This window comes from Paracoccus liaowanqingii (assembly GCF_004683865.2).
Classification (GTDB): Bacteria; Pseudomonadota; Alphaproteobacteria; order Rhodobacterales; family Rhodobacteraceae; genus Paracoccus; species Paracoccus liaowanqingii.
In genome coordinates, this window is the sequence record NZ_CP038439.1 from 2501763 (window position 1) to 2527908 (window position 26146).

General features: G+C 69.0%; 21 protein-coding genes and 1 tRNA gene. 11 read left to right on the top strand and 11 right to left on the bottom strand.

Annotated features, from left to right (window positions below; genetic code table 11):
• Position 1 precedes the first annotated feature (1 nt).
• The 3 genes from E4191_RS12055 to E4191_RS12065 form a co-directional block, all read right to left on the bottom strand.
• Complete coding sequence (locus tag E4191_RS12055) at positions 2-535, bottom strand: NuoB/complex I 20 kDa subunit family protein (protein ID WP_176562710.1); 534 nt, start codon at positions 533-535, stop codon at positions 2-4.
• On the bottom strand, positions 526-843 hold the full coding sequence (gene ndhC / locus E4191_RS12060; protein ID WP_407947065.1) for an NADH-quinone oxidoreductase subunit A: 318 nt from the start codon (positions 841-843) through the stop codon (positions 526-528). The genes E4191_RS12055 and ndhC overlap by 10 nt, the downstream gene beginning before the upstream one ends.
• A gap of 235 nt (positions 844-1078) precedes the next feature.
• Positions 1079-4513 (bottom strand): pyruvate carboxylase, encoded by a 3435-nt coding sequence (locus E4191_RS12065; protein ID WP_135313627.1) that lies wholly within the window; start codon positions 4511-4513, stop codon positions 1079-1081.
• 175 nt (positions 4514-4688) lie between these two features.
• Here E4191_RS12065 and uvrA point away from each other — a divergent pair, with 175 nt between their 5' ends.
• Positions 4689-7550, top strand: a complete 2862-nt coding sequence (gene uvrA / locus E4191_RS12070; protein ID WP_135313628.1) for an excinuclease ABC subunit UvrA — start codon at positions 4689-4691, stop codon at positions 7548-7550.
• A gap of 125 nt (positions 7551-7675) precedes the next feature.
• A tRNA-Gly gene (locus E4191_RS12075) sits at positions 7676-7750 on the top strand.
• Between the two features lie 167 nt (positions 7751-7917).
• Here E4191_RS12075 and E4191_RS12080 read toward each other — a convergent pair.
• Entirely contained in the window at positions 7918-10410 is a 2493-nt protein-coding gene (locus E4191_RS12080) for a GcvT family protein (protein WP_135313629.1), read from the bottom strand.
• A gap of 152 nt (positions 10411-10562) precedes the next feature.
• Here E4191_RS12080 and panC point away from each other — a divergent pair, with 152 nt between their 5' ends.
• Together panC and panB are read left to right on the top strand one after the other, a co-directional pair.
• Entirely contained in the window at positions 10563-11408 is an 846-nt protein-coding gene (gene panC / locus E4191_RS12085; RefSeq protein ID WP_135313630.1) for a pantoate--beta-alanine ligase, read from the top strand.
• A gap of 9 nt (positions 11409-11417) precedes the next feature.
• Positions 11418-12239: a 3-methyl-2-oxobutanoate hydroxymethyltransferase gene (gene panB / locus E4191_RS12090; protein WP_135313631.1), complete on the top strand. Its 822-nt coding sequence runs from the start codon at positions 11418-11420 to the stop codon at positions 12237-12239.
• A 223-nt stretch (positions 12240-12462) separates the two neighbouring features.
• Here panB and E4191_RS12095 read toward each other — a convergent pair whose 3' ends face one another.
• Together E4191_RS12095 and E4191_RS12100 are read right to left on the bottom strand one after the other, a co-directional pair.
• Complete coding sequence (locus E4191_RS12095; RefSeq protein WP_228461284.1) at positions 12463-13608, bottom strand: MFS transporter; 1146 nt, start codon at positions 13606-13608, stop codon at positions 12463-12465.
• Positions 13609-13620: 12 nt separating this feature from the next.
• Complete coding sequence (locus E4191_RS12100) at positions 13621-14625, bottom strand: 2-hydroxyacid dehydrogenase (RefSeq protein WP_135313633.1); 1005 nt, start codon at positions 14623-14625, stop codon at positions 13621-13623.
• 169 nt (positions 14626-14794) lie between these two features.
• Here E4191_RS12100 and E4191_RS12105 point away from each other — a divergent pair, with 169 nt between their 5' ends.
• Entirely contained in the window at positions 14795-15352 is a 558-nt protein-coding gene (locus E4191_RS12105; protein WP_135313634.1) for an SH3 domain-containing protein, read from the top strand.
• Positions 15353-15430: 78 nt separating this feature from the next.
• Here the strand turns inward: E4191_RS12105 and E4191_RS12110 are convergent, their stop codons facing one another.
• The 4 genes from E4191_RS12110 to infC all read right to left on the bottom strand — a co-directional run bounded on the left by E4191_RS12110 (position 15431) and on the right by infC (position 19639).
• Positions 15431-17455, bottom strand: coding sequence for a M3 family metallopeptidase (locus E4191_RS12110; protein ID WP_135313635.1), 2025 nt, complete (start codon positions 17453-17455; stop codon positions 15431-15433).
• Between the two features lie 26 nt (positions 17456-17481).
• A complete protein-coding gene (locus E4191_RS12115; protein ID WP_135313636.1) occupies positions 17482-18534 on the bottom strand; it encodes a HesA/MoeB/ThiF family protein in 1053 nt (350 codons plus the stop codon).
• Positions 18534-19025: a dUTP diphosphatase gene (gene dut / locus E4191_RS12120; protein WP_135313637.1), complete on the bottom strand. Its 492-nt coding sequence runs from the start codon at positions 19023-19025 to the stop codon at positions 18534-18536. Before dut ends, E4191_RS12115 begins: the two co-directional genes overlap by 1 nt.
• A gap of 74 nt (positions 19026-19099) precedes the next feature.
• Complete coding sequence (gene infC / locus E4191_RS12125) at positions 19100-19639, bottom strand: translation initiation factor IF-3 (RefSeq protein WP_135313638.1); 540 nt, start codon at positions 19637-19639, stop codon at positions 19100-19102.
• A 201-nt stretch (positions 19640-19840) separates the two neighbouring features.
• On the opposite strand from infC, the gene E4191_RS12130 reads away from it, so the two are divergent.
• The 6 genes from E4191_RS12130 (at position 19841) to E4191_RS12155 (ending at position 25128) form a co-directional block, all read left to right on the top strand.
• Positions 19841-20617, top strand: coding sequence for a hypothetical protein (locus E4191_RS12130; RefSeq protein ID WP_135313639.1), 777 nt, complete (start codon positions 19841-19843; stop codon positions 20615-20617).
• Positions 20617-21489 (top strand): glycosyltransferase family 2 protein, encoded by an 873-nt coding sequence (locus E4191_RS12135; RefSeq protein ID WP_176562711.1) that lies wholly within the window; start codon positions 20617-20619, stop codon positions 21487-21489. The genes E4191_RS12130 and E4191_RS12135 overlap by 1 nt, the downstream gene beginning before the upstream one ends.
• A gap of 132 nt (positions 21490-21621) precedes the next feature.
• Entirely contained in the window at positions 21622-22131 is a 510-nt protein-coding gene (gene fabA, locus E4191_RS12140) for a bifunctional 3-hydroxydecanoyl-ACP dehydratase/trans-2-decenoyl-ACP isomerase (protein ID WP_135313640.1), read from the top strand.
• A 23-nt stretch (positions 22132-22154) separates the two neighbouring features.
• Positions 22155-23384 (top strand): beta-ketoacyl-ACP synthase I, encoded by a 1230-nt coding sequence (fabB, locus tag E4191_RS12145; RefSeq protein ID WP_135313641.1) that lies wholly within the window; start codon positions 22155-22157, stop codon positions 23382-23384.
• 21 nt (positions 23385-23405) lie between these two features.
• Entirely contained in the window at positions 23406-24194 is a 789-nt protein-coding gene (locus E4191_RS12150) for an enoyl-ACP reductase FabI (RefSeq protein WP_135313642.1), read from the top strand.
• A gap of 103 nt (positions 24195-24297) precedes the next feature.
• A complete protein-coding gene (locus tag E4191_RS12155; RefSeq protein WP_135313643.1) occupies positions 24298-25128 on the top strand; it encodes an alpha/beta fold hydrolase in 831 nt (276 codons plus the stop codon).
• Positions 25129-25170: 42 nt separating this feature from the next.
• On the opposite strand, the gene E4191_RS12160 is transcribed toward E4191_RS12155, so the two are convergent.
• Complete coding sequence (locus tag E4191_RS12160; protein ID WP_135314453.1) at positions 25171-26106, bottom strand: ABC transporter substrate-binding protein; 936 nt, start codon at positions 26104-26106, stop codon at positions 25171-25173.
• Positions 26107-26146: the final 40 nt, after the last annotated feature.

Genomic DNA, 26146 nt, shown 5'->3' on the forward strand with positions numbered 1-26146 from the left:
GTCACCTCACCAGCGTGCCGGTGCGCCGGATGCGGCGCTGAAGTTGCAGGATGCCGTAGAGCAGCGCCTCGGCGGTCGGCGGGCAGCCCGGGACATAGATGTCGACCGGCACGATCCGGTCGGCGCCGCGCACCACGGAATAGCTGTAGTGATAGTATCCGCCGCCATTGGCGCAGGATCCCATGCTGATGACATAGCGCGGCTCGGGCATCTGGTCATAGACCTTGCGCAGCGCCGGGGCCATCTTGTTGGTCAGCGTGCCCGCGATGATCATCAGGTCCGACTGGCGCGGAGAGGCGCGCGGCGCGGTGCCGAAGCGCTCCAGGTCGTAGCGCGGCATCGAGGTGTGCATCATCTCGACCGCGCAGCAGGCCAGCCCGAAGGTCATCCAGTGCAAGGACCCGTTGCGCGCCCAGTTGATGATGTCCTCGGTCGTGGTCAGCAGGAAGCCCTTGTCCTGCAGCTCGCGGTTCAGCGCGCCGGTCGCGACCTCGCGGTCGGGCCCTGCGGTATTCGCGCCGGTCATCACGCCCATTCCAGCGCCCCCTTCTTCCATTCATAGGCAAAGCCCACCGTCAGCACGCCCAGGAACACCATCATCGACCAGAAGGCCGTCGGGCTGATGTACTGGAAGCTCACCGCCCAGGGGAACAGGAACGCCACCTCGAGATCGAAGATGATGAACAGGATCGCCACCAGATAGAACCGCACGTCGAACTTCATCCGCGAGTCGTCGAACGGGTTGAAGCCGGATTCGTAGGCACTGACCTTTTCCGGATCCGGGTTGCGCACGGCGATGATCATGGCCGACAGCAGCAAGATCAGGGCAAGTGCCGAAGCCATCCCCGCGAAGACGAGGATGGGCAGATAGTCCTGCGCGAGGTGTTCCACGGGCGGTGATCCCCTTGTCGGTCGCGGGATCATGGCTGCCCCGCGACGGGTTGGCTGAGTGCGGGTTTAGACCCGGCGGGGGCCGGGGTCAACGGGCGCAGGGCCGCAGGGGCGCGGCGAATTGCGCCGGATTGTCCGCAAGCCACAGGCCGGGGCAGAGGGTCCCCCCCTGCCCCCTGCCCTCGGGTCAGCCGATCTCGACCAGCAGGTCCTTGGCGTCGATCTGCTGGCCCGGGCTCACATGCAGCGCGGTGATGGTGCCGTCGCGGTCGGCATGCAGGCCGGTCTCCATCTTCATCGCCTCGATGGTCAACAGCAGGTCGCCCTGCGCCACCGCCTGCCCCGCCGTCACGCCCACCGAGGCCACGACCCCCGGCATCGGCGCGCCGACATGGCCCGCATTGGCCGGATCCGCCTTGGGCCGCGCCGCCGAGGTGCCGGTCGCCTTGCGGTTGGGGACCCGCACCTGGCGCGGCTGGCCGTTCAGCTCGAAGAAGACCTTCATCTCGCCCTTCTCGTCGGTCTCGCCCAGGGTCAGAAGCCGGATCTCCAGCGTCTTGCCCGGGTCGATCTCGACGCTGATCTCGTCGCCCGGCTCCATGCCATAGAAGAAGCTGCGGGTGGGCAGGGTGCGGACCGGGCCATAGGTCTCGTGGCGTGCCATGTAGTCGGTGAAAACCTTGGGATACATCAGGTATCCGTTCAGATCCTCGTCGTCGATCGCCTTGCCGTCCAGCTCCTCGGACAGCTTGGCGCGGACCTCCTCCAGATCCACCGGCTCCAGATGCGCGCCGGGGCGGTCGGTGATCGGGGCCTCGCCCTTCAGCACCTTGTCCTGGATCGCCTGCGGCCAGCCGCCCGGAGGCTGGCCCAGATTGCCGCGCATCATGTCCACGACCGAATCCGGGAAGGACATGTCGCGGTCGGGGTTCATGACATCCTCGGGCGTCAGGTTCTGCGACACCATCATCAGCGCCATGTCCCCCACCACCTTCGACGACGGCGTGACCTTGACGATATCGCCGAACATGCGGTTCACGTCGGCATAGGCCTGCGCGACCTCGTGCCAGCGATCCTCCAGCCCCATGCTGCGCGCCTGCGATTTCAGGTTGGTGAACTGCCCGCCCGGCATCTCGTGCAGATAGACCTCCGAGGCCGGCGACTGCAGCCCCGATTCGAAGGCGGCATAGCTTTCGCGCACCCGCTCCCAATAGTTGCTGATCGCGCGCACCGCGCCGATATCCAGCCCCGTGTCGCGCTCGGTCTGCGCCAGCGCCTCGACGACGCTGCCCAGCGTCGGCTGGCTGGTGTTGCCCGACAGCGCATCCATCGCGCAATCGACCGCATCGACGCCCGCATCCGCCGCGGCCAGGATCGTCGCCCCGCCCATGCCCGAGGTGTCATGGGTGTGGAAATGGATGGGCAGGCCCACCTCCTCCTTCAGCGCCTTGATCAGGATACGGGCGGCGGGCGGCTTCAAGAGCCCCGCCATGTCCTTCAGCCCCAGCACATGCGCACCCGCGGCCTTCAGGTCCTGCGCGGTCTTCACATAGTATTTGAGGTCGTACTTGGCCCGGTCGGGGTCCAGCATGTTGCCGGTATAGCAGACCGTGCCCTCGCAGATCTTGCCCGATTCGATCACCGCATCCATGGCGACGCGCATGTTCTCGACCCAGTTCAGGCTGTCGAAGACGCGGAACACGTCCACCCCCGTCTCGGCCGCCTGCTTCACGAAGAACTGCACCACGTTGTCGGGATAGTTGGTATAGCCGACCCCGTTCGACGCGCGCAGCAGCATCTGCGTCATCAGGTTCGGCATCTTGGCGCGGATGTCGCGCAGCCGCTGCCACGGGCATTCCTGCAGGAACCGATAGGCGACATCAAAAGTCGCGCCACCCCAGCATTCCACCGAGAACAGCTGCGGCAGGTTGGCGGCATAGCTGGGCGCCACGCGGATCATGTCGATGGACCGCATCCGGGTGGCCAGCAGCGACTGGTGGCCGTCGCGCATGGTCGTGTCGGTGATCAGCAGCTGCGTCTGCGCCGCCATCCAGTCGGCCACCGCCTGCGCGCCCTGGTCCTCCAGCATCTGCCGCGTGCCCGGCGCGGGCGCGCCCTTGGGGGCCGGAGGGATCGGCGCGCGCGCCTGCGCGGGCGGCAGCGGGCGCCCCGCCGTCTCGGGGTGACCGTTCACGCTGATATCGGCCAGATAGGTCAGGATGCGCGTCGCCCGGTCCTGCCGCTTGGCAAAGGTGAACAGGTCGTCCGTCGTGTCGATGAACTTCGTCGTATAGGTGTCGTCCAGGAAGACCGGATGCTTCAGCAGGTTGATGACGAAGTCGATATTCGTGCTGACCCCCCGCACGCGGAACTCGCGCAGCGCCCGGTCCATGCGCTTGATCGCCTGATCGGGCGTCTGCGCCCAGGCTGTCACCTTGACCAGCAGCGAATCATAGTAGCGCGTGATGACGCCGCCCGAATAGGCCGTGCCGCCGTCCAGGCGGATGCCCATGCCGGTGGCGCTGCGATAGGCGGTGATGCGGCCGTAATCGGGGATGAAGTTGTTCTGCGGATCCTCGGTCGTGACCCGGCATTGCAGCGCATGGCCCGACAGGGTGATGTCGGCCTGCGCGGCATGCCCCGTGGCCTCGGCCAGGGTCGCGCCCTCGGCGATCTTGATCTGGGACTGCACGATGTCGATGCCGGTGACCTCCTCGGTCACGGTATGCTCGACCTGAACGCGGGGGTTCACCTCGATGAAGTAGAACTGCTGGTTGTCCATATCCATCAGGAACTCGACGGTCCCGGCATTCTGGTATCCGACCGCCTGGCCAATCTTCAGCGCCAGCGCGCAGACCTCGGCCCGCTGGTCTTCGCTCAGATAGGGGGCGGGGGCGCGCTCGACGACCTTCTGGTTGCGGCGCTGCACGGTGCAGTCGCGTTCATAGAGATGATAGAGCCCGCCATGCGTGTCGCCCAGCAGCTGCACCTCGACATGGCGGGCGCGCAGGATCATCTTCTCCAGATAGCCCTCGCCATTGCCGAAGGCCGCCTCGGCCTCGCGGCGCCCCTCGCGGACCTTCTCGATCAGCTCCTCGGGGTTGTTGATGGGCCGCATGCCGCGCCCGCCGCCGCCCCAGCTGGCCTTCAGCATCAGCGGATAGCCGACCTCGGCGGCCTCAGCCTTGATGGCGTCGAAATCCTCGCCCAGCACCTCGGTCGCGGGGATGACCGGCACGCCCGCCTTGATCGCCACGCGCCGGGCGCTGGCCTTGTCGCCCAACGCGCGCATGGTGTCGGCGCGCGGGCCGATGAAGGTGATTCCGGCCTCGACGCAGGCATCCACGAAATCGGGGTTCTCGGACAGCAGCCCGTATCCCGGATGGATCGCATCGGCGCCCGCCAGCTTGGCCACGCGGATGATCTCGGGGATGGACAGATAGGCCGCGACCGGGCCCAGCCCCTCGCCGATGCGATAGGCCTCGTCGGCCTTGAAGCGGTGCAGGCCCAGCTTGTCTTCCTCGGCATAGACGGCGACCGTCTTCTTGCCCAGCTCGTTGGCCGCGCGCATGACGCGGATGGCGATCTCGCCCCGGTTCGCGATAAGAATTTTCTTGAACATGGCGCGGGCCCCCTATGACTGATTGCCGCATCCTATCCGTGCCGCAGTGCAGCGCAAGTGTCCGTGAACAGCCGCGACCTTGGGTGCAGACTCGCCATGTTCCACTTATGTTCACAAATGGAACTTGCTTTTCGCCCAAGCGTCCCTATCTGTGGCAGCGGTCAAAGGGGCACGCATGGAACAGAAGTTCATCGAAGTGCGCGGCGCGCGCGAACACAATCTGAAGAACGTCGACATGGACATTCCGCGCGACAAGCTGGTGGTGATCACCGGCCTGTCGGGATCCGGCAAGTCCAGCCTCGCCTTCGACACGGTCTATGCCGAGGGGCAGCGCCGCTATGTCGAAAGCCTGTCGGCCTATGCGCGCCAGTTCCTCGACATGATGGGCAAGCCCGATGTGGACCATATCTCGGGCCTCTCGCCCGCGATCAGCATCGAGCAGAAGACGACCTCGAAGAACCCCCGCTCGACCGTCGGCACGGTGACCGAGATCTATGACTATATGCGCCTGCTGTTTGCCCGCGCAGGCACCCCCTATTCGCCCGCGACCGGACTGCCGATCGAGGCGCAGCAGGTCCAGGACATGGTCGACCGCGTCATGGCCCTGCCCGAAGGCACGCGCGCCTATCTGCTGGCCCCCATCGTCCGCGACCGCAAGGGCGAGTACAAGAAGGAGCTGATGGAGCTGAAGCGCCAGGGCTTCCAGCGCGTCAAGATCAACGGCACCTTCCACGACCTGGACGAGGCCCCCACCCTCGACAAGAAGTTCCGCCACAACATCGACATCGTCGTCGACCGCATCGTGGTCCGCGAGGGGCTGGAGACGCGGCTGGCCGACTCGCTTCGCACCGCCCTGAACCTGGCCGACGGCATCGCCCATCTGGAGCTGGCCACCGAGGGCGAGGAAGAGCCCGAACGCCTGACCTTCAGCGAGAAGTTCGCCTGCCCCGTCTCGGGCTTCACCATCCCCGAGATCGAGCCGCGCCTCTTCAGCTTCAACGCCCCCTTCGGCGCCTGCCCGGTCTGCGACGGGCTGGGGATGGAGCTGTTCTTCGACGACCGCCTGGTCGTCCCCGACGCCGCCCTGTCCGTCGACAAGGGCGCCATCGTCCCTTGGGCCAAGACCAAGTCCGCCTACCTGACCCAGACCATCAACGCGCTGGCCAAGCATTACGGCTTCGACAAGGAGACCCCGTGGAAGGACCTGCCCGACAATATCCAGCAGATGTTCCTGCGCGGCTCGGGCAAGGAGGAGATCAAGTTCCGCTTCGACGATGCCGGCCGCGTCTACGAGATCGCCCGCGTCTTCGAGGGCGTCATCCCCAACATGGAGCGCCGGTTGCGCGAGACCGATTCGAACTGGGTCCGCGAGGAGTTCGAACGCTACCAGAACAACCGCCCCTGCGGCGCCTGCAACGGCTATCGCCTGAAACCCGAGGCGCTGGCCGTCAAGATCGCCGGCGACCATGTGGGCCGCGTCGTGCAGCTGTCGATCCAGGAGGCGCTGGACTGGGTGCAGGACGCCCCCAACCACCTCTCCAAGCAGAAGACCGAGATCGCCGCCGCCATCCTCAAGGAGATTCGCGAGCGTCTGGGCTTCCTCGTCAATGTCGGCCTGAACTACCTGACCCTGTCGCGCGCCGCGGGCACGCTGTCGGGCGGCGAAAGCCAGCGCATCCGCCTGGCCAGCCAGATCGGCTCGGGCCTGACGGGCGTTCTCTACGTGCTGGACGAGCCCTCCATCGGGCTGCACCAGCGCGACAACGACCGGCTTCTGACCACGCTGATGAACCTGCGCGATCAGGGCAATTCCGTGCTGGTCGTGGAACATGACGAGGATGCGATCCGCCACGCCGACTACGTCTTCGACATGGGCCCTGGCGCGGGCGTCCATGGCGGCACGGTCGTCAGCCACGGCACCCCCGACCAGATCGCCGCCGACCCGGACAGCCTGACCGGCCAGTATCTCTCGGGCGCCCGCGCCATCGAGGTGCCGGCAGAGCGTCGCAAGGGCAATGGCAAGAAGGTCACCGTGGTCAAGGCCACCGGCAACAACCTCAAGGACGTCACCGCCGAGTTTCCCTTGGGCAAGTTCGTCTGCGTCAGCGGCGTCTCGGGCGGCGGCAAGTCGACCCTGACCATCGAGACGCTGTTCAAGACCGCTTCCCTGCGCCTGAACGGCGCCCGCCAGACCCCGGCCCCCTGCGAGACGATCCGCGGGCTCGAGCATCTCGACAAGGTCATCGACATCGACCAGCGCGCCATCGGGCGCACGCCCCGGTCGAACCCCGCCACCTATACCGGCGCCTTCACCCCCATCCGCGACTGGTTCGCGGGCCTGCCCGAGGCCAAGGCGCGCGGCTACAAGCCCGGGCGCTTCAGCTTCAACGTCAAGGGCGGCCGCTGCGAGGCCTGCCAGGGCGACGGCGTCATCAAGATCGAGATGCATTTCCTGCCCGACGTCTATGTCGAATGCGAGACCTGCAAGGGCAAGCGCTACAACCGCGAGACGCTCGAGGTGCAGTTCAAGGGCAAGTCCATCGCCGACGTGCTGAACATGACGGTCGAGGATGCGCAGGGCTTCTTCGCCGCCGTCCCGCCCATCCGCGAAAAGATGGACGCGCTGATGCAGGTGGGGCTGGGCTACATCAAGGTCGGTCAGCAGGCTACGACCCTGTCGGGCGGCGAGGCGCAGCGCGTCAAGCTGTCCAAGGAACTCAGCCGCCGCTCCACCGGCCGCACCCTCTACATCCTCGACGAGCCCACCACGGGCCTGCATTTCGAGGATGTGCGCAAGCTCCTCGAGGTGCTGCACGAGCTGGTCGACCAAGGCAACACGGTGGTGGTGATCGAACACAATCTCGACGTCATCAAGACCGCCGACTGGATCATCGACATCGGCCCCGAGGGCGGCGACGGCGGCGGCGTGATCGTGGCCACCGGCACCCCCGAGGACGTGGCGCTGGTCGAAGCCAGCCACACGGGCCGCTACCTCGGCCCGATGCTGAAACCCGTCCGCATCCGCGCCGCCGAATGACCCCGCCTGCCGGGGAAAAAATGACGCCCTGGGTCGTTTTTTCCCTTGCAGCCCCGCGCGCCCTCCCTTAGATCACCGCTCACCGAAGGCGGAACGGTCCAACCGGAACGCCACAGGTACGGAGCGCGGGCGTAGCTCAGGGGTAGAGCATAACCTTGCCAAGGTTAGGGTCGAGAGTTCGAATCTCTTCGCCCGCTCCAACACAAAAAGGCCGGACCCAAGGGTCCGGCCTTTTGCATGTCCCCCAGACGCCTCCCCAGCAAACACCGCCCCCCATTCATCTTGGCATAAATATCCTGCGGGGGGAGTCGCGGCACGCGACGGGGGGCGCAAGGCCCCCCGCCTCCCTCACCGCCCGACCAGGGCCTCAGCCATCGACCCGGATCCGCGCATTCTGCGGATCATGCGGGCTGTCCTCGCACACCACCGCGTCGAACAGTTCGCGGAACATCCGCACCTGCAGCCGCGTCCCCGGCACCGCCAGGTCGGGCCGGACATAGCCCATGCCGATCTGCTGCCCGAAGGCCACCGAATACCCGCCCGAGGTCAGCCGCCCGATCCGCGCGCCGTCCAGGAACAGCCCCTCGCGCCCCCAGGGATCGGCATCCGCCGGCCCGTCGATGCGCAGCGTGACGCAGAGCGACCGGATCCCCTTGCCCTCCATCGCCGCCTTGCCGCGGAAGTCCTTCGACAGGTCCACGAAGCGGTCCAGCCCGGCCTCCAGCGGTGTCGCATCGCGGCCCAGCTCGGTGCCGAAGGCGCGATAGGACTTCTCCTGGCGCAGCCAGTTCTGCGCCCGCGCGCCGACCAGCGTCAGCCCCAGGGGCTCGCCCGCCTCCATCAGCCGGTCGAACAGGTGGTTCTGCATCTCGATCGGGTGATGCAGCTCCCATCCCAGCTCGCCCGTATAGGCGACGCGGATGGCCATGACCGGCACCATGCCCAGCTCGATCCGCCGCATCGACAGCCAGGGAAAGCGCTTGTTGGACAACACGGTCGCAGGCTCGGCATCCCGGACCAGCTGCGCCAGCACCGCGCGCGACTGCGGCCCGGCGATGGCGAAGACGCCCCATTGCGTCGTCACGTCCTGCACCGCCACGAAGGCCCCGCCCGAGGCCATGAAATCCTCGGCCGATTTCACCAGGTGATCGCGGTCGTAATCCGTCCAGGCCCCCGCCGAGACCAGATAGTAATCCTGCTCGCCCCGCCGCACGATGGTGTATTCCGTCCGCACCGTCCCGGCATCGGTCAGCGCATAGGTCAGGTTGATCCGCCCCACCTTGGGCAGCTTGTTGGTGGTCAGCCAGTCGAGGAACGCCGTCGCCCCCGGCCCGGTCACCACATGCTTTGCGAAGGCTGTCGCATCGACCAGCCCCGCCGCGCTCCGCACCGCCTCGGCCTCGGCCTTCGCATATTTCCACCAGCCGCCGCGCCGGAAGCTGCGGCTGTCATGGTCGTCGAAGCCCATCGGCGCGTAGTAGTTCGGCCGCTCCCAGCCGTTCACCTGCCCGAACTGCGCGCCTCGCGCCGCCTGCCGGTCATAGGCGGGCGAGGTCCGCAGCGGCCGCGCCGCGCCGCGCTCCTCATCCGGATGATGCAGCACGAAGACGTTCTCATACGCCTCCTCGTTCTTCTTCACGGCATATTCGGTGGTCATCCAGTCGCCGAACCGGCGCGGGTCCAAAGACGCCATGTCGATCTCGGCCTCACCCTCGACCATCATCTGCGCCAGATAATGCCCCACCCCCCCGGCGGCGGTGATGCCAAAGCTGAACCCCTCGGCCAGCCACATGTTGCGCAGGCCCGGCGCGGGCCCGACCAAGGGGTTGCCGTCCGGGGTGTAGCAGATCGGCCCGTTGAAATCGTCCTTCAGCCCCACCGTCTCGCTGGTCGGGATGCGGTGGATCATCGCCATGTACTCCTCCTCGATCCGCTCCAGATCCAGGGGGAACAGATCGGCGCGGAAGCTGTCGGGCACGCCATAGGGGAAGCGCGCCGGCGCCCCCTTCTCATAGGGGCCCAGGATCCAGCCGCCCCGCTCCTCGCGCACGTACCACTTGGCGTCCGCGTCGCGCAGCACCGGATGCTCGGGATTGCCCTCGGCCCGCCAGCGCATCAGCGCGGGGTCCGGCTCGGTCACGATGAACTGGTGCTCGACCGGGATCGCGGGGATGCGGATGCCCAGCAGCCGCGCGGTGCGCTGCGCATGGTTGCCGGTGGCGGTCACCACATGCTCGGCCCGGATCTCGAAGACCTCGCCTGAGGGGATCAGGTTGCCGCCCTTCTCGACCATCCGCTCGACCGTCACGACCCAGTCGGACCCGGTCCAGCGATAGCCGTTCACCTGGATCTTGCGCTCGATGGCGCATCCCGCCATGCGCGCGCCCTTGGCCATGGCCTGCGTCACGTCGGCGGGGTTGATGTAGCCATCGGTCGGATGGAACAGCGCGCCCTTCAGATCCTCGGTCCGGACCAGCGGCCAGCGGTCCCTGATCTGGGCCGGGGTCAGGAACTGATGCTCGATCCCCACCGTCTCGGCGGTGGCGGAATACAGCATGTATTCGTCCATCCGCGCATCCGTCTGCGCCATGCGCAGGTTGCCGCAGCGGGTGAAGCCCGCGTTCAGCCCCGTCTCGGCCTCCAGCCCCGCATAAAGGCGCACCGAGTAATCGTGGATATGGCTGGTCGCATAGCCCATGTTGAACAGGGGCAGCAGCCCCGCCGCATGCCAGGTGGACCCGGCGGTCAGCTCGTCGCGCTCGACCAGCAGGGTGTCCCAGCCCGCGCGGGCCAGATGCAGCGCGATCCCGCAGCCCACGGCGCCGCCTCCGACGACAAGAACCTTCACCTGCGACTTCATCCCGTGACCTCATCTGGACCGATTTTCCCTGTGATGCCCCATCCCCGCGACGTGGCGTCCAAGGCGCCCGACACATGCGGGCGAAAAACGACATGGCCTTGCCCATGCCCGGCCCCGCCGCTAGGTTGCGCCACGTTTCCAGGGGGGCCCTCATGCAGATCTGCCGCAGCACGCAGGCCATGCGCGACTGGCGCGAGGGTGCAGGCCGCGTGGCGCTGGTCCCCACCATGGGCGCGCTGCATCCGGGGCACCTGTCGCTGGTCACCCGCGCCCGCGACTGGCTGGACGCGCAGGGCGGCGGCCGGGTCGTCACCTCGATCTTCGTCAACCCCACGCAGTTCGCACCCAGCGAGGATCTGGACAAATACCCCCGGTCCGAGGCGCAGGATCTGGACCTGCTGGCGGGCGCGGGCTGCGACGCGGTCTTCCTGCCGCAGGTCGCCGACATCTACCGCCCCGGCGCGCAGACCCAGGTCGAGGTCACGGGCCTCGGGCGCATGCTGATGGGACGGCTGCGGCCCGGCCATTTCCGCGGGGTGGCGACGGTGGTGACCAAGCTCTTCAACATCATCCAGCCGCAGGCGGCGGTCTTTGGCGAAAAGGACTATCAGCAGCTGACCCTGATCCGGCAGATGGTCGCGGATCTGGACATCCCCGTGCAGGTCCTCGCCGGACCCACCGTGCGCGATGCCGACGGGCTGGCGCTGTCGTCGCGCAACCAGCGCCTGACGCCCGAGGACCGCGCAAGCGCCCCGATCCTGGCCCGCGCGCTGGACCGGGCCCAGGCGATGGTCGCCCCAGGCACCACGCCCGCCGCCCTGCGCCGCGCGATCCGCGCCCTGCTGGCGGCAGAGCCCCGAGGCCAGATCCGCTCCATCGACATCCGCGACGCGGGCGACCTCACGCGCATCGCCACGCTGGACCGCCCCGTGGTGATCCTGCTGGCCGTCCGCTTCGGCGAGGTGCTGCTGATCGACCAGCGCGTCGTCCATCCATAGGGAAAGCCCATGTCCGCACGCCCCTCCGATCCGGCCCCCGTCCGCCGCATCACCGCCCCCCAGATCGCCGCCCGCAAGGGCGACACGCCCATCGTCGCGCTGACCGCCTACAGCGCGCCCATGGCCGCCGCCGTCGATCCCCATGCCGAGGTGATCCTGGTGGGCGACAGCCTTGGCATGGTCGTCCACGGCCTGCCCTCGACCCTCGGCGTCACGATGGAGATGATGATCCTGCATGGCCAGGCCGTCATGCGCGGCAGCGCCCGGGCGCTGGTCGTCATCGACATGCCCTTCGGCAGCTACGAGGAAAGCCCGGAAGCCGCCTTCCGCAACGCCGCCCGCATCATGGCCGAGACGGGCGCAGGCGCCGTCAAGCTGGAGGGCGGCGCCCGCATGGCCCCCACCATCCGCTTCCTGACCGACCGCGGCATCCCGGTCATGGCCCATATCGGCCTGACCCCGCAATCGACCCACACGCTGGGCGGCTTCAAGACCCAAGGCCGCGATCAGGCCAGCTGGCCCGCCCATCTGGCCGATGCCCGGGCCGTCAGCGACGCCGGCGCCTTCTCGGTCGTCATCGAGGGCGTGACCGAGGCATTGGCCGACCGCCTGACCGAGGCCGTGTCCATCCCCACCATCGGCATCGGCGCCTCCGCCCGCTGCGACGGCCAGATCCTGGTTCTGGACGACATGCTGGGCCTCTCGGGCCGCGTGCCCCGCTTCGTGCAGAAGTTCGGCGATCTGGGCCCCCGCGCCGAGGACGCGATCGCGGCCTACGCTGCCGCCGTCCGCGACCGCAGTTTTCCGGGGCCCGCCAACCTCTACCGCTGAGCCGGCCCCATCCTCTTCGCGGGCATATCCTGCAGGGGGTCGCCAAAGGGTGCGTCCCCCGCGCAACGCCCGCAACCGGTGTACAGCCTGTGCACAGCCGGTGCCGCCCCCGTGCACCCCCGGTGCGGCCGAATCCCCAGCAATCGCTGCCCGATCCGCGCCGCCCCCGTCCCGGCCGTTGCGCGCACCGCCAAAGCAACGCCCGCAGCCGTTGCGCCGGACCTTACCTCTTTTCGAAATCCGCCGTCCCCGCCAGACGCGACAGCGCCAGCGGAATGACCAGCAGCACCGCCAGCGCCAGATAGATCGTCCCGAGGCTCAGATGCTCGGCCAGAAAGCCGATGCTGCCCGGCGCCAGAAGGATGCCGGAATAGCCCATCATCGTGACCACCGACAGGCCCATCCCGGCCGCCAGCCCCGGCACGTTCCCGGCCGCCGAAAAGGCGATCGGCACCATGTTGGCGATCCCGATCCCGGCCAGCGCAAAGCCTGCAATCGCTGGCCCCGGCGTATCCGCCAGCCCCGCCAGCGCCAGCCCGGCCATCGCCACGCCCGCACTGGCACGCAGCGTGGTCACCGCGCCGAAGCGCCGCCGCAGCGCGTCGCCCAGAAACCGCATCACCGCCATCGTCCCCGCGCAGGCCGCGAAGCCCCAGCCCGCCACGGCCAAGGATGCGCCCATCTCGCGCTGCAGATAGACCGCCGCCCAATCGAGGATCGCCCCTTCCGGGATCATCGCGGTCAGCGCCATCAGCCCGATCAGATAGGGCAAGGGCGTGCGCGGCAGGCGCAGCGGCACCTTCTCGGCCTCCGGCGCCGGGCGGTCCTCCAGCAGGCGCGGCAGCGCCCAGACCAGCACCCCCACCACCGCGACGGTCACCATAACCGAATGAAATATCTCGCCAAATGCCAGGATCAGCGCCCCGCCCGCCCCGGCCCCGGCCAGGCCGCCGAGGCTCCAGAATCCGTGGCAGGAGGACATGATCGCCCGCCCCCGGTGCCGCTCGACCGCGACGGCATTGGCGTTCATCGCGACATCCATCCCGCCGATCACGCCCCCGAACAGGAACACCGCCGCCGCGACGGACCAGTATCCCGGCATCATCGACATCCAGACGAGCGAGGAAGAGGCGGCCCAGGCCGCGACCCGCACCGCCCGCGCCGATCCCGCCCGCGCCACCATCGCGCCAAAGAGCGGCATCACGCACAAGGACCCCGCGCCCAGACCCAGCACGATCAGCCCGGCCATCGCCTCGGTGATTCCCAACCGCGCCATCAGCACCGGGATCTTGGGCGCCCAGCTGCCCACCAGCAGCCCATTGGCGAAGAACAGGGCCGAGACCGCCCACCGCGCCCTTCCGTCCGTCATGTCCATGGATCCCTACAGCATCGACGGCACGACCAGATCGGGCGGCCGGTGGCCATCCGCGAAGGTCTTGATGTTGATGATGACCTTCTCGCCCATCTCGGCGCGGCCCTCGACCGTGGCGCTGCCCATATGCGGCAGCAGGACCACGTTGGGCAGTTCGCGCAGCCGGGGATTGATCTCGTGCCCATGCTCGAACACGTCCAGCCCCGCGCCCGCGATCTCTCCGGCGCGCAGCATCCGGGTCAGGGCGTTCTCGTCGATGACCTCCCCGCGCGAGGTGTTCACGATCACCGCCGAGGGCTTCATCAGCTTCAGCCGCCGCGCATTGAGCAGGTGGAAGGTCGAGGGCGTGTGCGGCGCGTTCACGCTGACGATGTCCATGCGCGCCAGCATCTGGTCCAGGCTCTCCCACCAGGTGGCCTGCAGCGCCTCCTCGATCTCGGGGCGCAGGCGCTTTCGGTTGTGGTAATGGACCTGCATGCCGAAGACATTGGCCCGGCGCGCGACGGCCTGCCCGATCCGGCCCATGCCCAGGATGCCAAGGCGCCGCCCCCCGACGCGCCCGCCCAGATGCGCGGTGGGCGACCAGCCCTGCCAGCGCCCGGCCTGCATCTCGGCCAGCCCCTCGGGGATCTTGCGCGTCACCGCCAGGATCAGCGCCAGGGCCATGTCGGCGGTGTCCTCGGTCACCACGCCCGGCGTGTTGCTGACCAGCACGCCGCGCTGGCGGGCCGAGAGCACGTCGATATGATCCACCCCCGCGCCGAAATTGGCGATCAGCTTCAGCCGCTCGCCCGCGCGGGCCAGCATGGCGGCGGTGATCTGGTCGGTGACGGTGGGCACCAGCACGTCCACCCCCTCCATCAGCGCCACCAGCTCGTCCTGGCCCAGCTTGCGGTCGTCATTGCGCAGCACGATGTCGAACAGCTCGGACATGCGGGTCTCGACCGCGTCGGGCAGGCGCCGGGTGACGGCCACGCGCAGCTTGCGGCGGTCGGACAAGGGGCTGGCGGGCATGGTCACCTCACTGTGTTGCACGCGGTCGGACAGGCATGTCGGCCCGCCCTTTCCATCGGGGGCCGCATTTGGCAAACTGCCCGCGTTGAGGGGCCGGCACAAGACCCCAGAGGGCCGCCACCCCATCCGGGGCACGGGGCGGCCCACGCAGGACAGGGACGGACAGGGCATGACGGCACGGCTTGGCAGAACGGGCGCAGCGGCGGCACTCGCGCTTGCGGGGATGATCGGGGCCTGGGGCCTGGCCGGCCCGGCTGCGGCGCAGACCCCGGCCGAGCAGGCGCAGACCGTGGCCGGTCAGCGCGGCCCGGTGACCAACCTGCCCTTGCCCCGCTATGTCAGCCTCAAGGGAAACGAGGGCAATGCCCGGCGCGGCCCCAGCCTGTCGCACCGCATCGATTGGGTCTTCCGCCATGCCGGCATGCCGCTGCGCGTGGTGGCCGAATTCGGCCACTGGCGCCGGGTCGAGGATCGCGACGGCACCGGCGGCTGGATCCATTATGCGCTGTTGTCCGGCGTGCGCACCGCGCTGGTGACCCAGGACATGCTGGAACTGCGCACCCGCCCCAACCCGGATGCCGACATCGTGGCCCGGGCCGAGGCCGGAGCCATCCTGCGCCTGAACGAATGCGACCCCGACTGGTGCCGCGTCTCGGGCGGCGGCCAGCGGGGCTGGGTGCCCAAGGCCACCATCTGGGGCGTCGACGCCGCGGAAATCCGCGACTGACCCCACCCTCCTGCGGCGGTCCGCAAATATCCCGGGGGGGCGCCGCAGGCGCGGGGGCAGCGCCCCCTCTCGGGCGCATCAGACCAGCCCGCGCCCCTTCAGCAGCGCATCCACCCCCGGCATGCGCTGGCGGAACGCCATCCACAGCTCGTCCGCCGGGGCCGATCCGCCGCGCGACAGGATCGTCTCCTCCAGCCGCCGCGCGGTGGCCGGATCGAAGATGTCGCCCGTCTCCTCGAAGGCCGCGAAGGCGTCGGCATCCATGACCTCGGACCACATGTAGCTGTAGTATCCGCTGGCATAGCTGTCGCCCGCGAAGACATGGGCGAAATGCGGCGTGGCGTGGCGCATCGGGATGGCGCGCGGCCCGTCCAGCGCGGTCAGGATCTCGGCCTGCCGGGCCATCGCATCTTGGGGCGGTGCGCCACGATGGAAGGCCAGATCGACCAGCGCGCTTTCCAGATACTCCACCGTCGAGAATCCCGCCCCCGCCTTGCCCGCCGCCAGCAGGCGGTCGCGCAGGTCGGCGGGCAGGACCTCGCCCGTCTCGTGGTGGCGGGCATGGGCATCCAGCACGGCGGGCTGCTCCAGCCAGTGTTCATACAGCTGGCTGGGCAGTTCGACGAAGTCCTGCGCCACCGAGGTCCCCGAGATCGAGGGCCAGGTCACGTCCGACAGGATGTGATGCGTCGCATGGCCGAATTCGTGAAAGAGCGTCCGCGCATCGTCCCAGGACAGGAAGGCCGGGGCGCCTGCCTCTTCGGGCGGGGTGAAGTTGCAGACGTTGACGACGATGGGCCGCTGCCCTTCGCCCAGCTTGTGCTGGACCTGCAGCGACGAACACCACGCCCCCGACCGCTTGGACGGCCGCGCGAAGTAATCGCCCACGAAGACCGCCATCAGCTGTCCCCCGCGCGTGACCCGCCAGGCGCGCACATCGGGCGACCACAGCGGCGCCTGCAGCGGCTGGAACTCCAGCCCGAACAGGCGCTGCGCCACGTCGAAGACCGCGCCCAGCATCGCGTCCAGCGTCAGATAGGGCGCCACCTGATCGGCATCCACGTCGTGATCCTGCTGGCGCAGCCGGGCGGCATACAGGCGCCAGTCCCAGGCCTCCAGCGGGCCGTTGACGCCGTCGGCGCGCAGCATCTCGGTCAGCCGCGCCTCGTCCGAGGCGGCGCGAGCGCGGGCGGCGGTCCAGACCTCGGACAGCAGCGCCTCGACCCGCTCGGGCGTGGCGGCCATCTGGGTGTCCAGCTTCCACGAGGCGAAATCGGCAAAGCCCAGCAGCTGCGCGCGCTCATGGCGCAGGGCCAGGATCTCGTGCAGGACCGGCAGGTTGTCGGTCCCCTGCCCGCCCGCACCGTCCCCCGATCCGCGCGCGGTCCAGGCGCGGAAGGCGGTCTCGCGCAGCGCCCGGTCGCCCGCATGTTCCAGGAAGGGCACGATCAGCGAGCGGTTCAGCGTCACGATCTGGCCGGTCAGCCCGCGCTCCTTCGCCGCCGCCCGCATGGCGCGTCGCAGCCAGCCGGGCAGGCCCTCCAGCCGGTCGTCGGGGATGGGCAGGATGTAGTCGCGCTCATCCTCCAGCACGTTCTGGGTGAACTGGGTGGTCAGCACCGCCAGCCGGGCGCGGATCGCGGTCATCCGGGCGCGCCCCGCCTCGTCCAGCCCGGCCCCCGCCCGGGTCAGGTCGCGCAGCGCCAGTTCGGTGATGCGCGCATCCTCGGGCGGCAGGGCGGAGGCGCTCTGCGCCACGGCGTTGACCCGGGCGTAAAGGCGGGGGTCCATGCTGATGCGGCTGCCGTGATCGGCCAGGCGCGGCGCGAAATCGCGCTGCAGCGCCTGACGCGCCTCGTTCGAATCGACGCCGGCCAGCGTGTAGAAGACGGACAGGACGCGGTTCAGCCCCTCGTCGGCCAGCTCCATCGCGGCGATGGTGTTGGCGAAGTCGGGCGCGTCGGGATTGGCGGCGATCGCCTCATGCGCGGCCTCCGATGCGGCCAGTTCGCGGTCGAATGCCGGGGCGAAATCGGCATCGGCGATCAGATCGAAGCGCGGCAGCCCCTCGGGGCCGGTCCAGCGGGTCAGTTGCGGGTTCATGAGACCTCCTGTCGGTTGCCCCGACCCTAGAGAGGCGCCGCCCCGCGGGCCAGAGCCGATTGGCGCCCGCAGACCGGACAGCCCGGATCGGGCAAGGTGCCGATCGTCCGCGTCTCGCCATAGAGCCCGTCGAACAGGATCATCCGGCCCCGCAGCCCCTGCCCCGCGCCGGTCAGGTGCTTGATCGCCTCCAGCGCCATCAGGCTGCCGATGACACCGGGCAGGGCGCCGACGACGCCCGCCTCGGCGCAGGGCGCGTCGTGCTCGGGGGCCTTGGGAAAGAGGCAGGCGATGCAGGGGCCGCCCCGCGCCGGATCGGACAGGGTCACCTGCCCGTCCCATTGCCCGATGGCGCCCCAGATCAGCGGCACGCCCGCCGCCACGCAGGCGCGGTTGATGGCGGCGCGGGTGGCGAAGCTGTCGGTGCCGTCGATGACCAGATCATGGGCGGCGATCAGGGCACCGTCGCCTTCCGTGATGCGCCGCGTCAGGGGGGTGATGTCCAGATGCGGGTTCAGGGCCAGCATCGCCTGCGCCGCGGCATAAGCCTTGGGCTCGCCGCGCAGATCGTCGCGAAAGATCACCTGCCGCTGCAGGTTGGACAGGCCGACCGTGTCGTCATCGGCCAGGGTGATGCGCCCCACCCCCGCCGCCGCCAGGTACAGGCACAAAGGCGAGCCCAGCCCCCCCGCGCCGATCACCAGCACCCGCGCGGCCTTCAGCTGCATCTGGCCCCCGCCGCCGATCTGGCGCAGGACCAGATGGCGGGCATAGCGGTCCAGTTCGGCCCCCGACAGGCCCTCGTCGCGGGTGACCGGCACGGGATCGGGCGTCGCGCGGGCGCGCAACCGGCGCAGAAGGCCGCGATAGGCGATGACCAGCCCGACCATGGCGCCCAGCACCAGCCAGCCCGCCGCCGATCCGCCGACCGCCGCCGCCGCCCCGCTGCCCGGGGCCACCACCTGCAGCGACAGCATGCCCACCCACAGCAGGCCGATCATCAGCAGCGTCACCTGCCGCGGCAGATGCAGCACGCGGCCCAGAATCAGCAGCATCACGATCAGGAAGACGCCCAGCATCAGATGCCCCCCCGGTCCGGCCCGGTCCCGGTCGAGCCGAAGCCGCCCTGCCCGCGCGCGGTCTCGTCCAGCGCCGCGACCGGCGCAAAGCGGGCCTGCGGGGCCGGGGCCACGACCATCTGCGCGATCCGGTCGCCATGGGCCACGGTGAAGGGCGCATCGCCCAGGTTGAGCAGGATCACCCCAAGCGGGCCGCGATAGTCGCTGTCGATGGTGCCCGGCGCATTGGGCAGGGTGATCCCGTGCTTCAGCGCCAGACCGGAGCGGGGGCGGACTTGCACCTCCCACCCCTCGGGGATGGCCAGCGCCATCCCGGTGGGGATCAGCGCACGGCCCAAGGGCGGCAGCGTGATCCCGGCGGCCCGGTCGACGGGGGCAAGGTTCGCGCAGAGGTCGGCGCCCGCCGCGCCGGGCGTCTGATAGCGCGGCAGGGGAATGGCGGGGTCGCCCTCGGGCAGGCGCATCAGGCGGATCTGGGGGGCATCGGTCATGCGCCACCCTAGCCATGCAAAAGGCCGCGCGGCAATGCCCGCGCGGCCCTGAAGATGTCGCATGTGTCGCAGGCCTATTTCGGCGCGATCATCATGACCATCTGGCGGCCTTCCAGCTTGGGCATGGTTTCCACCTTGCCGGCCTCGCCCACGTCGTCGCGGACCCGGTGCAGCAGTTCCAGTCCCAGATCCTGATGGGCCATCTCGCGGCCGCGGAAGCGCAGGGTCACCTTGACCTTGTCGCCGCCTTCCAGGAACTTCATCACGCTGCGCATCTTGACGTCGTAGTCGTGGATGTCGGTTCCCGGACGGAACTTGATCTCCTTGACCTCGATGACCTTCTGCTTCTTGCGGGCCTCGGCCTCGCGCTTCTGCATCTCGTACTTGTACTTGCCGAGGTCCATGACCTTGCAGACCGGCGGGGCCGCGTTCGGCGAAATCTCGACCAGATCCAGCCCGGCATCCTGGGCCATCTGCATGCCGACGGAGGGCGGCACGACGCCGATGTTCTCTCCCTCGGGGCCGATCAGGCGGATCTCGGACACGCGGATGCGTTCGTTGGTCCGGGGGCCGGTGTCACGTTGGGGCGGTGCGTTATGCGGGCGACGGGCTATGGCGGTGCTCCTTTAATGGCCAATGCGCAAGTGGCAGGAAAATAAGGCCCCGCGCGCCATGTTTCAACCGGAATTGATCGATATCGGCCGCAAATCGACCATCCGGGGCCGGATCGGAGGTCCTGCGGGCCCTGCGGCGGGTTTTCTGGCCCGAAGGGCTGTGCCATAGAAGGGCTCATATCCTCAGTTCCCAGGTGCCGCATGTCCAAACTGTTGCCGATCGTCGTGATTCTTCTGCTGGCGGCCGGGGGCGGATGGCTGTTCCTGCAAGGCGCGGATGACGAGGCCGAAGTCCTGGCCCAAGCCCCCGCCCAAGGCTCTGTCGAGGCCCCTGCCCCCGCCGAGGTTGCCCCCGCCGACGCGCCGCAGGCCGATGTGCCGCAGACCGATGCGGGCGCCGCCGCGCGTCTGGCCGAGGATGCGGCCCAGGCCGCGGGCGATGCCGCGCAACTGGCGGACGAGGCGCCCTCGGATCCCGATGCCGACAACCAGGCCGCCGCCGAGGCCGCGGCAGACGCCGCAGCCGATGCCGCGGCCATCGCCGCGGATGCCGCCGCCGAAGCCGCCCGCGCCTCCGAGGATACCGGCGCCGCCCCGGCCTCGGCCGCAGCCGACGCCGCCGAGGCCGCCGCCGTCGCCGCCCTGGACGCCGCCGACCGTGCTGCCGCCGCCGCTGCCGGTGCGACCGCCGGCGTGACGGCGCTGGCGCCGGCCGAAGCCGCCGAAGAGGCCGCGACCGCCGCGCAGGATGCCGCCGAGGCCGCGTCAGATACCGCCGACGCCGCCTCGATCGCCGCGCGGATCGAGGCGCTGCTGACCCCCGAGGGGTTCGACCGCGCGCAGGTCGACCGGATCATCGACGGCGCCACCTTGGCCGAGCCGCAGAAGCAGACGCTCAAGGAACTGGTCGCCGCCGCCGAGGGCAATCCCCAGCTGCTGGCGCAGGCGCTGGAGCAGGTCAAGGCGGTGATGCGCTGATGCTGCTGCCCCCGGAAAGCATGGAGCGCTTCCTGGCCCGCAAGCCCGAGGTGCTGGCCAAGGGTCCGCTGGCGCTGATCCTGGTCGAGGATGCCACCGCCGTCGCCGCGACCGTCGAACATCACATCGGACGCGGCTTCCGGCACATCCTGCTGTTCTCGGACCAGCCGCAGGACCTGCCCGAGGTGCTGGCCTCCAAGGTCACGCAGCTGCCCTATGACACTCGCCGCCCCGATGCCCATGTCGAGGCGGTGAACGCGGTCATCCGCGCGGTGCCGACGGGGACCTGGCTGTACTACTGCTACAATGCCGAATTCCTGTTCTATCCCTTCTGCGAGACCCGCAGCGTGGGCGAGATGCTGGGCTTTCACACCGAGGAACGCCGCCCCGCCATGCTGAGCTATGTGGTCGACCTCTATGCGGGCGACCTGACGACCCATCCCGATGCCGTGGACCTGGACGCGCCGCTGTTCGACCGCGCGGGCTATTACGCGCTTGGCCGGATCGGGCCCGACGGTCAGGCGCGCGACCGGCAGCTGGACTTCCACGGCGGCCTGCGCTGGCGCTACGAGGAGCTGCTGCCCCCCGACCGGCGCCGCATCGACCGCATCGCCCTGTTCCGTGCAGCGCCGGGGTTGCAGGTGACTGCCGATCACCGCTTCTCCATCGAGGAATACAACACCTATTCCTGTCCCTGGCACCACAACCTGACCGCCGCCATCGCCTCGTTCCGGGTGGCCAAGGCGCTGGCGACCAATCCCGGGTCGCGCGACCAGGTGGGCAGCCTGACCTGGCGCAACTCGCATCCCTTCGAGTGGAGCGGCGACCAGCTGATGAACCTGGGCCTGATGGAGCCCGGGCAGTGGTTCTAGGCGGCGGGTGACCGGCGGCGGGGGCGGCGCGCCGCTTGCCCTTGCGTCGATCTGACCCCGGATGATAGACCCTTGCGCAATCCGACGATCCCGCCCGGCCCGCAGGGGCCGCCCAGAAAAGGCACGACCCGCATGGCTTTGACCCAGACCAGCTTCACCCGCGACGACCTGCTTGCCTGCGCGCGCGGAGAGCTGTTCGGCCCCGGCAATGCCCAACTGCCCGAGCCGCCGATGCTGATGATGGACCGCATCACCGAGGTGTCCGAGGATGGCGGCGAACATGGCAAGGGCCATATCGTGGCCGAATTCGACATCACCCCGGACCTGTGGTTCTTCACCTGCCATTTCCCCGGCAACCCGATCATGCCCGGCTGCCTGGGCCTGGACGGGCTGTGGCAGCTGACCGGCTTCAACCTGGGCTGGCGCGGCTGGCAGGGGCGCGGCTATGCGCTTGGCGTGGGAGAGGTCAAGCTGACCGGCATGGTCCGCCCCGACCGCAAGCTGCTGCGCTATACCGTCGACTTCACCAAGGCCCTGCAGACCCGCCGCCTGACCATGGGCGTGGCCGATGGCCGCGTCGAGGCCGATGGCGAGGTCATCTATCAGGTCAAGGACATGAAAGTGGCCCTGTCGGCCAGCTGATCCCACTCATCAAGGAGGCCCCCATGCGTCGCGTCGTCATCACCGGGCTTGGCATCATATCCCCCATCGGCAACTCGGCCGACGAGGTCACCGACAGCCTGCGGGCCGGCAAATCGGGCATCGTCTTCGCCCCCGAATATGCCGAGCACGGCTTTCGCAGCCAGGTCCACGGGATGCCCCAGATCGTGCTGGAGGACCATGTCGACAAGCGCAACCTGCGCTTCATGGGTCCGGGGGCGGCCTACAACTTCCTGGCCATGGAGCAGGCGATCGCCGACAGCGGCCTGGACGAAAGCGACGTGTCGAACGAGCGCACCGGCCTGATCATGGGATCGGGCGGGCCGTCGACCTCGAACTTCTTCCTGGCCCACCAGACGGTCATCGAGAAGGGCGCGCCCAAGAAGATGGGCCCCTTCATGGTGACCCGCTGCATGTCGTCGACGAACTCGGCTTGCCTGGCGACGCCCTTCAAGATCAAGGGCGTGAACTATTCCATCACCTCGGCCTGCGCGACATCGGCGCACTGCATCGGCAACGGGGTCGAGCAGATCCAGATGGGCAAGCAGGACATCGTCTTCGCCGGCGGCGGCGAGGAACTGGACTGGACGCTGTCCTGCCTCTTCGACGCGATGGGCGCGATGTCGTCCAAGTACAACGACACGCCCGAGACCGCCTCCCGCCCCTATGATGCGACCCGCGACGGCTTCGTGATCGCGGGCGGCGGCGGCGTCGTGGTGCTGGAAGAGCTGTCCCACGCGCTGGCGCGCGGCGCCAAGATCTATGCCGAGGTCACCGGATACGGGGCCACCAGCGACGGATACGACATGGTCGCACCTTCGGGCGAGGGCGGCGAGCGGGCGATGCGCGTCGCCATGGCCACCCTGCCCGAGGGCCGCAAGGTCAGCTACATCAACGCCCACGGCACCTCGACCCCGGTCGGCGATCTGGGTGAGATCAAGGCGATCCGCCGCATCTTCGGCGAGGGCGCGACCCCGCCGGTCAGCTCGACCAAGTCGCTGACCGGGCATTCGCTTGGCGCGACCGGCGTGCACGAGGCGATCTATGCGCTGCTGATGTTGCAAAATGACTTCATCGCCGCCTCGGCGAACGTGACCACGCTGGACCCCGAGATTCAACCGGGCGAGATTGCCTCCAGCCGCGTCGACGATGCCGGGCTGGATTCGGTCCTATCGAACAGCTTCGGCTTCGGCGGCACCAATGCCACGCTGCTGATGTCGCGCTATCTGGAATGACGTAACGACAAGGGACAGCTCATGGGCGATCTTCTGAAGGGCAAGCGCGGGCTTGTCATGGGGGTCGCCAACGAGCGGTCCATTGCCTGGGGCATCGCGCGCGCGATGGCGGCCGAGGGGGCTGAGCTGGCCTTCTCCTATCAGGGCGAGGCCTTCGGCAAGCGGGTCGAGCCGCTGGCCGCCTCGGTCGGATCGGACCTTCTGGTCGATGTGGACGTGACCGACGACGCCTCGCTGGACGGGGCCTTCGCGACCCTGGCCGAGCGGTGGGGCCAGCTGGACTTCCTGATCCATGCCATCGCCTTTTCCAACAAGGACGAGTTGACCGGCCGGTTCATGAACACCAGCCGCGCCAACTTCAAGCGCAGCCTGGAGATCAGCTGCTATTCCCTGATCGAGGTCGCGCGCCGCGCCCATCCGCTGATGGCACCGGGCGCCTCGATCATCACCCTGACCTATGGCGGATCGAACCGGGTGACGCCCTTCTACAACGTCATGGGCGTGGCCAAGGCCGCGCTCGAGGCCAGTGTGCGCTATCTGGCCAACGACCTGGGCCCCGACGGCATCCGCGTGAACGCGATCAGCCCGGGCCCGATGAAGACGCTGGCCGGTGCCGCCATCGGCGGCGCACGCAAGACCTTCCGCCACACCGAGGCCAATGCGCCGCTGCGTGCCAATGCCACGCTGGAGGCGATCGGCGGCACGGCCGTGTGGCTGACCTCGGACTGGGGGGCCTGCACCACGGGCGAGATCGTGACGGTGGATGGCGGCTATCACGTGCTGGGGATGCCGCAGAGCGAGAACCTCTGAGGTTGGTGCCGGGGGCCGGCCCGCAGAATAGGAACCATTAGGTTGAGCCGGGGGCCAGCCCCCGGACCCCCGGGATATTTTCGCCAAGATGAAAGGGCTGCGCATGGCTGAGTTTCGGGCGAGTGACGGGGCGCGTCTGGTCTATGCGGACGAGGGCACGGGACTGCCGGTGCTGTGCCTGGCGGGGCTGACGCGCGGCATGTCGGATTTCGACTACCTCGCCCCGCATCTGGACGGGGTGCGGCTGATCCGCATGGACTATCGGGGGCGCGGGGGATCGGACTGGACCGGCTCCGAAAGCTATACCGTGCCGCGCGAGGCCCGCGATGCGGTCGAGCTGCTGGATCATCTGGGCGTGGACCGGGCGGCGGTGCTGGGCACGTCCCGGGGCGGGCTGATCGGGATGGTTCTGGCTGCGACCACGCCGGAGCGGATGCTGGGGCTGTGCCTGAACGATGTCGGGCCCGAGATCGCGAGGGCGGGACTCGAGCGGATCTTCGACTATGTCGGACGCGCGCCCGAAGCGCCCACCCATGCGGCGCTGGCCGGGCGCCTGCCCGACCTGATGCCGGGGTTTTCGGACGTGCCCGAGGGACGCTGGCTGGAGGACGTCCGGCGGCATTATGTCGAGACGCCGGAGGGGCTGGCGCTGACCTATGATCCGGCATTGCGCGAGGCATTCCTGGCGGCCTTCGACGGGCCGCCGGTGGATCTGTGGCCCCTGTGGCAGGCGGCGGCGGCGATACCGGTCGCGCTGATCCGGGGGGCGAATTCGGACCTTCTGGCGCCCGAGACCGTGGCGCGGATGGTGCGGATGCGCCCGGACCTGATCCTGGCCGAGGTGCCGGGCCGCGCCCATATTCCCTGGCTGGACGAGGCCCCCGCGCTGGAGGCGATCGGCCGCTGGCTGGAGGCCTGCCGCGCAGCGGACTGACGGCACGCGGGGGGCGTCCTCCCCCCCGCGCCTCTTATCCCCTTAGTACGGGCTGTCTTCGAAGTAGAAGTTTTCGGCGTTATCGGGTGTGATGAGTTCGGATGCGATGATGAAGTCTCCGCTCATGGGGGCGCCTGCGGTGAGGCCGAGGACGGTCATCTCGATGGCGGTGGAGATCATCGAGGGGGGATAGGTGACGTTCACCGGCACGGTGGGATCGCTGTTTCGGATGCGGTCGACCATCTCCTTCATGCCGGCGCCGCCGACGACGAACATCTCGCCGGTGCGGCCGGCCTGGTCGATGGCGGCGAGCGCGCCCACGGCCATGTCGTCGTCGGCCGCCCAGACCGCGTCGATCTCGGGGAAGCGCGACAGCCAGTCCTGCATCAGGTTGAAGGCGGTGTCGCGGTTCCAGTTGCCGTGATCCATGGCGGCGACCTCGACGCCCGATCCCTCCAGCGCGGCCTCGAAGCCCGCCACGCGCTCGTTGTCGACGGTCGAGGCGATGCCGCGCATCACCACGACCTGCGCGCCCTCGTCCAGGGTCTGGGCGAAGTACTGGCCGGCGGTGCGCCCGAAGCTGTCGTTGTCGCCCGCGACATAGAGGTCCTCGATCCCCTCCTGCGCCAGGCCGCGATCGACGACCGTGACCCAGACCCCGCTGTCGGCGATGCGCGCGATCGGGCCGGTCAGCGGCTCGGATTCGAAGGGCAGCACGACCAGCGCGTCGATGCCGCGGGTGGCGACCATGTCCTCGAGGTCCGAGACCTGCTGGCCGGGATCCGAGGTGGTGGTCAGCACGAACTCCATGTCGGGGTTCGCCTCGGCCAGGCGGGCGACGGTGCGCTCGGCATGGAAGTTCAGCGCGCCGGCCCAGCCATGCGTGGCGGCGGGGATCGAGATGCCGACGGTCTGGGACAGCGCCGGGACGGCGGTCAGGCCCAGAAGGGCGGTGGTGGCGACCAGGGTGGCCTTCATTGGCAAAGTGGCTTTCATTGGTGGTTCTCCTCCCACGGGA

Excerpts from the sequence above, each read along its gene's own strand:
- E4191_RS12095 (WP_228461284.1), bottom strand. The coding sequence starts at position 13,608 with ATGACGGACGGAAGGGCGCGGTGGGCGGTCTCGGCCCTGTTCTTCGCC.
- E4191_RS12100 (WP_135313633.1), bottom strand. The coding sequence starts at position 14,625 with ATGCCCGCCAGCCCCTTGTCCGACCGCCGCAAGCTGCGCGTGGCCGTC.
- fabA (WP_135313640.1), top strand. The coding sequence starts at position 21,622 with ATGGCTTTGACCCAGACCAGCTTCACCCGCGACGACCTGCTTGCCTGC.
- ndhC (WP_407947065.1), bottom strand. The coding sequence starts at position 843 with ATGGCTTCGGCACTTGCCCTGATCTTGCTGCTGTCGGCCATGATCATC.
- E4191_RS12130 (WP_135313639.1), top strand. The coding sequence starts at position 19,841 with ATGTCCAAACTGTTGCCGATCGTCGTGATTCTTCTGCTGGCGGCCGGG.
- E4191_RS12135 (WP_176562711.1), top strand. The coding sequence starts at position 20,617 with ATGCTGCTGCCCCCGGAAAGCATGGAGCGCTTCCTGGCCCGCAAGCCC.
- E4191_RS12115 (WP_135313636.1), bottom strand. The coding sequence starts at position 18,534 with ATGCTGGGCGTCTTCCTGATCGTGATGCTGCTGATTCTGGGCCGCGTG.
- dut (WP_135313637.1), bottom strand. The coding sequence starts at position 19,025 with ATGACCGATGCCCCCCAGATCCGCCTGATGCGCCTGCCCGAGGGCGAC.
- E4191_RS12055 (WP_176562710.1), bottom strand. The coding sequence starts at position 535 with ATGGGCGTGATGACCGGCGCGAATACCGCAGGGCCCGACCGCGAGGTC.
- fabB (WP_135313641.1), top strand. The coding sequence starts at position 22,155 with ATGCGTCGCGTCGTCATCACCGGGCTTGGCATCATATCCCCCATCGGC.
- E4191_RS12155 (WP_135313643.1), top strand. The coding sequence starts at position 24,298 with ATGGCTGAGTTTCGGGCGAGTGACGGGGCGCGTCTGGTCTATGCGGAC.
- E4191_RS12105 (WP_135313634.1), top strand. The coding sequence starts at position 14,795 with ATGACGGCACGGCTTGGCAGAACGGGCGCAGCGGCGGCACTCGCGCTT.
- E4191_RS12110 (WP_135313635.1), bottom strand. The coding sequence starts at position 17,455 with ATGAACCCGCAACTGACCCGCTGGACCGGCCCCGAGGGGCTGCCGCGC.
- E4191_RS12150 (WP_135313642.1), top strand. The coding sequence starts at position 23,406 with ATGGGCGATCTTCTGAAGGGCAAGCGCGGGCTTGTCATGGGGGTCGCC.
- E4191_RS12160 (WP_135314453.1), bottom strand. The coding sequence starts at position 26,106 with ATGAAGGCCACCCTGGTCGCCACCACCGCCCTTCTGGGCCTGACCGCC.
- uvrA (WP_135313628.1), top strand. The coding sequence starts at position 4,689 with ATGGAACAGAAGTTCATCGAAGTGCGCGGCGCGCGCGAACACAATCTG.
- panB (WP_135313631.1), top strand. The coding sequence starts at position 11,418 with ATGTCCGCACGCCCCTCCGATCCGGCCCCCGTCCGCCGCATCACCGCC.
- panC (WP_135313630.1), top strand. The coding sequence starts at position 10,563 with ATGCAGATCTGCCGCAGCACGCAGGCCATGCGCGACTGGCGCGAGGGT.
- E4191_RS12065 (WP_135313627.1), bottom strand. The coding sequence starts at position 4,513 with ATGTTCAAGAAAATTCTTATCGCGAACCGGGGCGAGATCGCCATCCGC.
- E4191_RS12080 (WP_135313629.1), bottom strand. The coding sequence starts at position 10,410 with ATGAAGTCGCAGGTGAAGGTTCTTGTCGTCGGAGGCGGCGCCGTGGGC.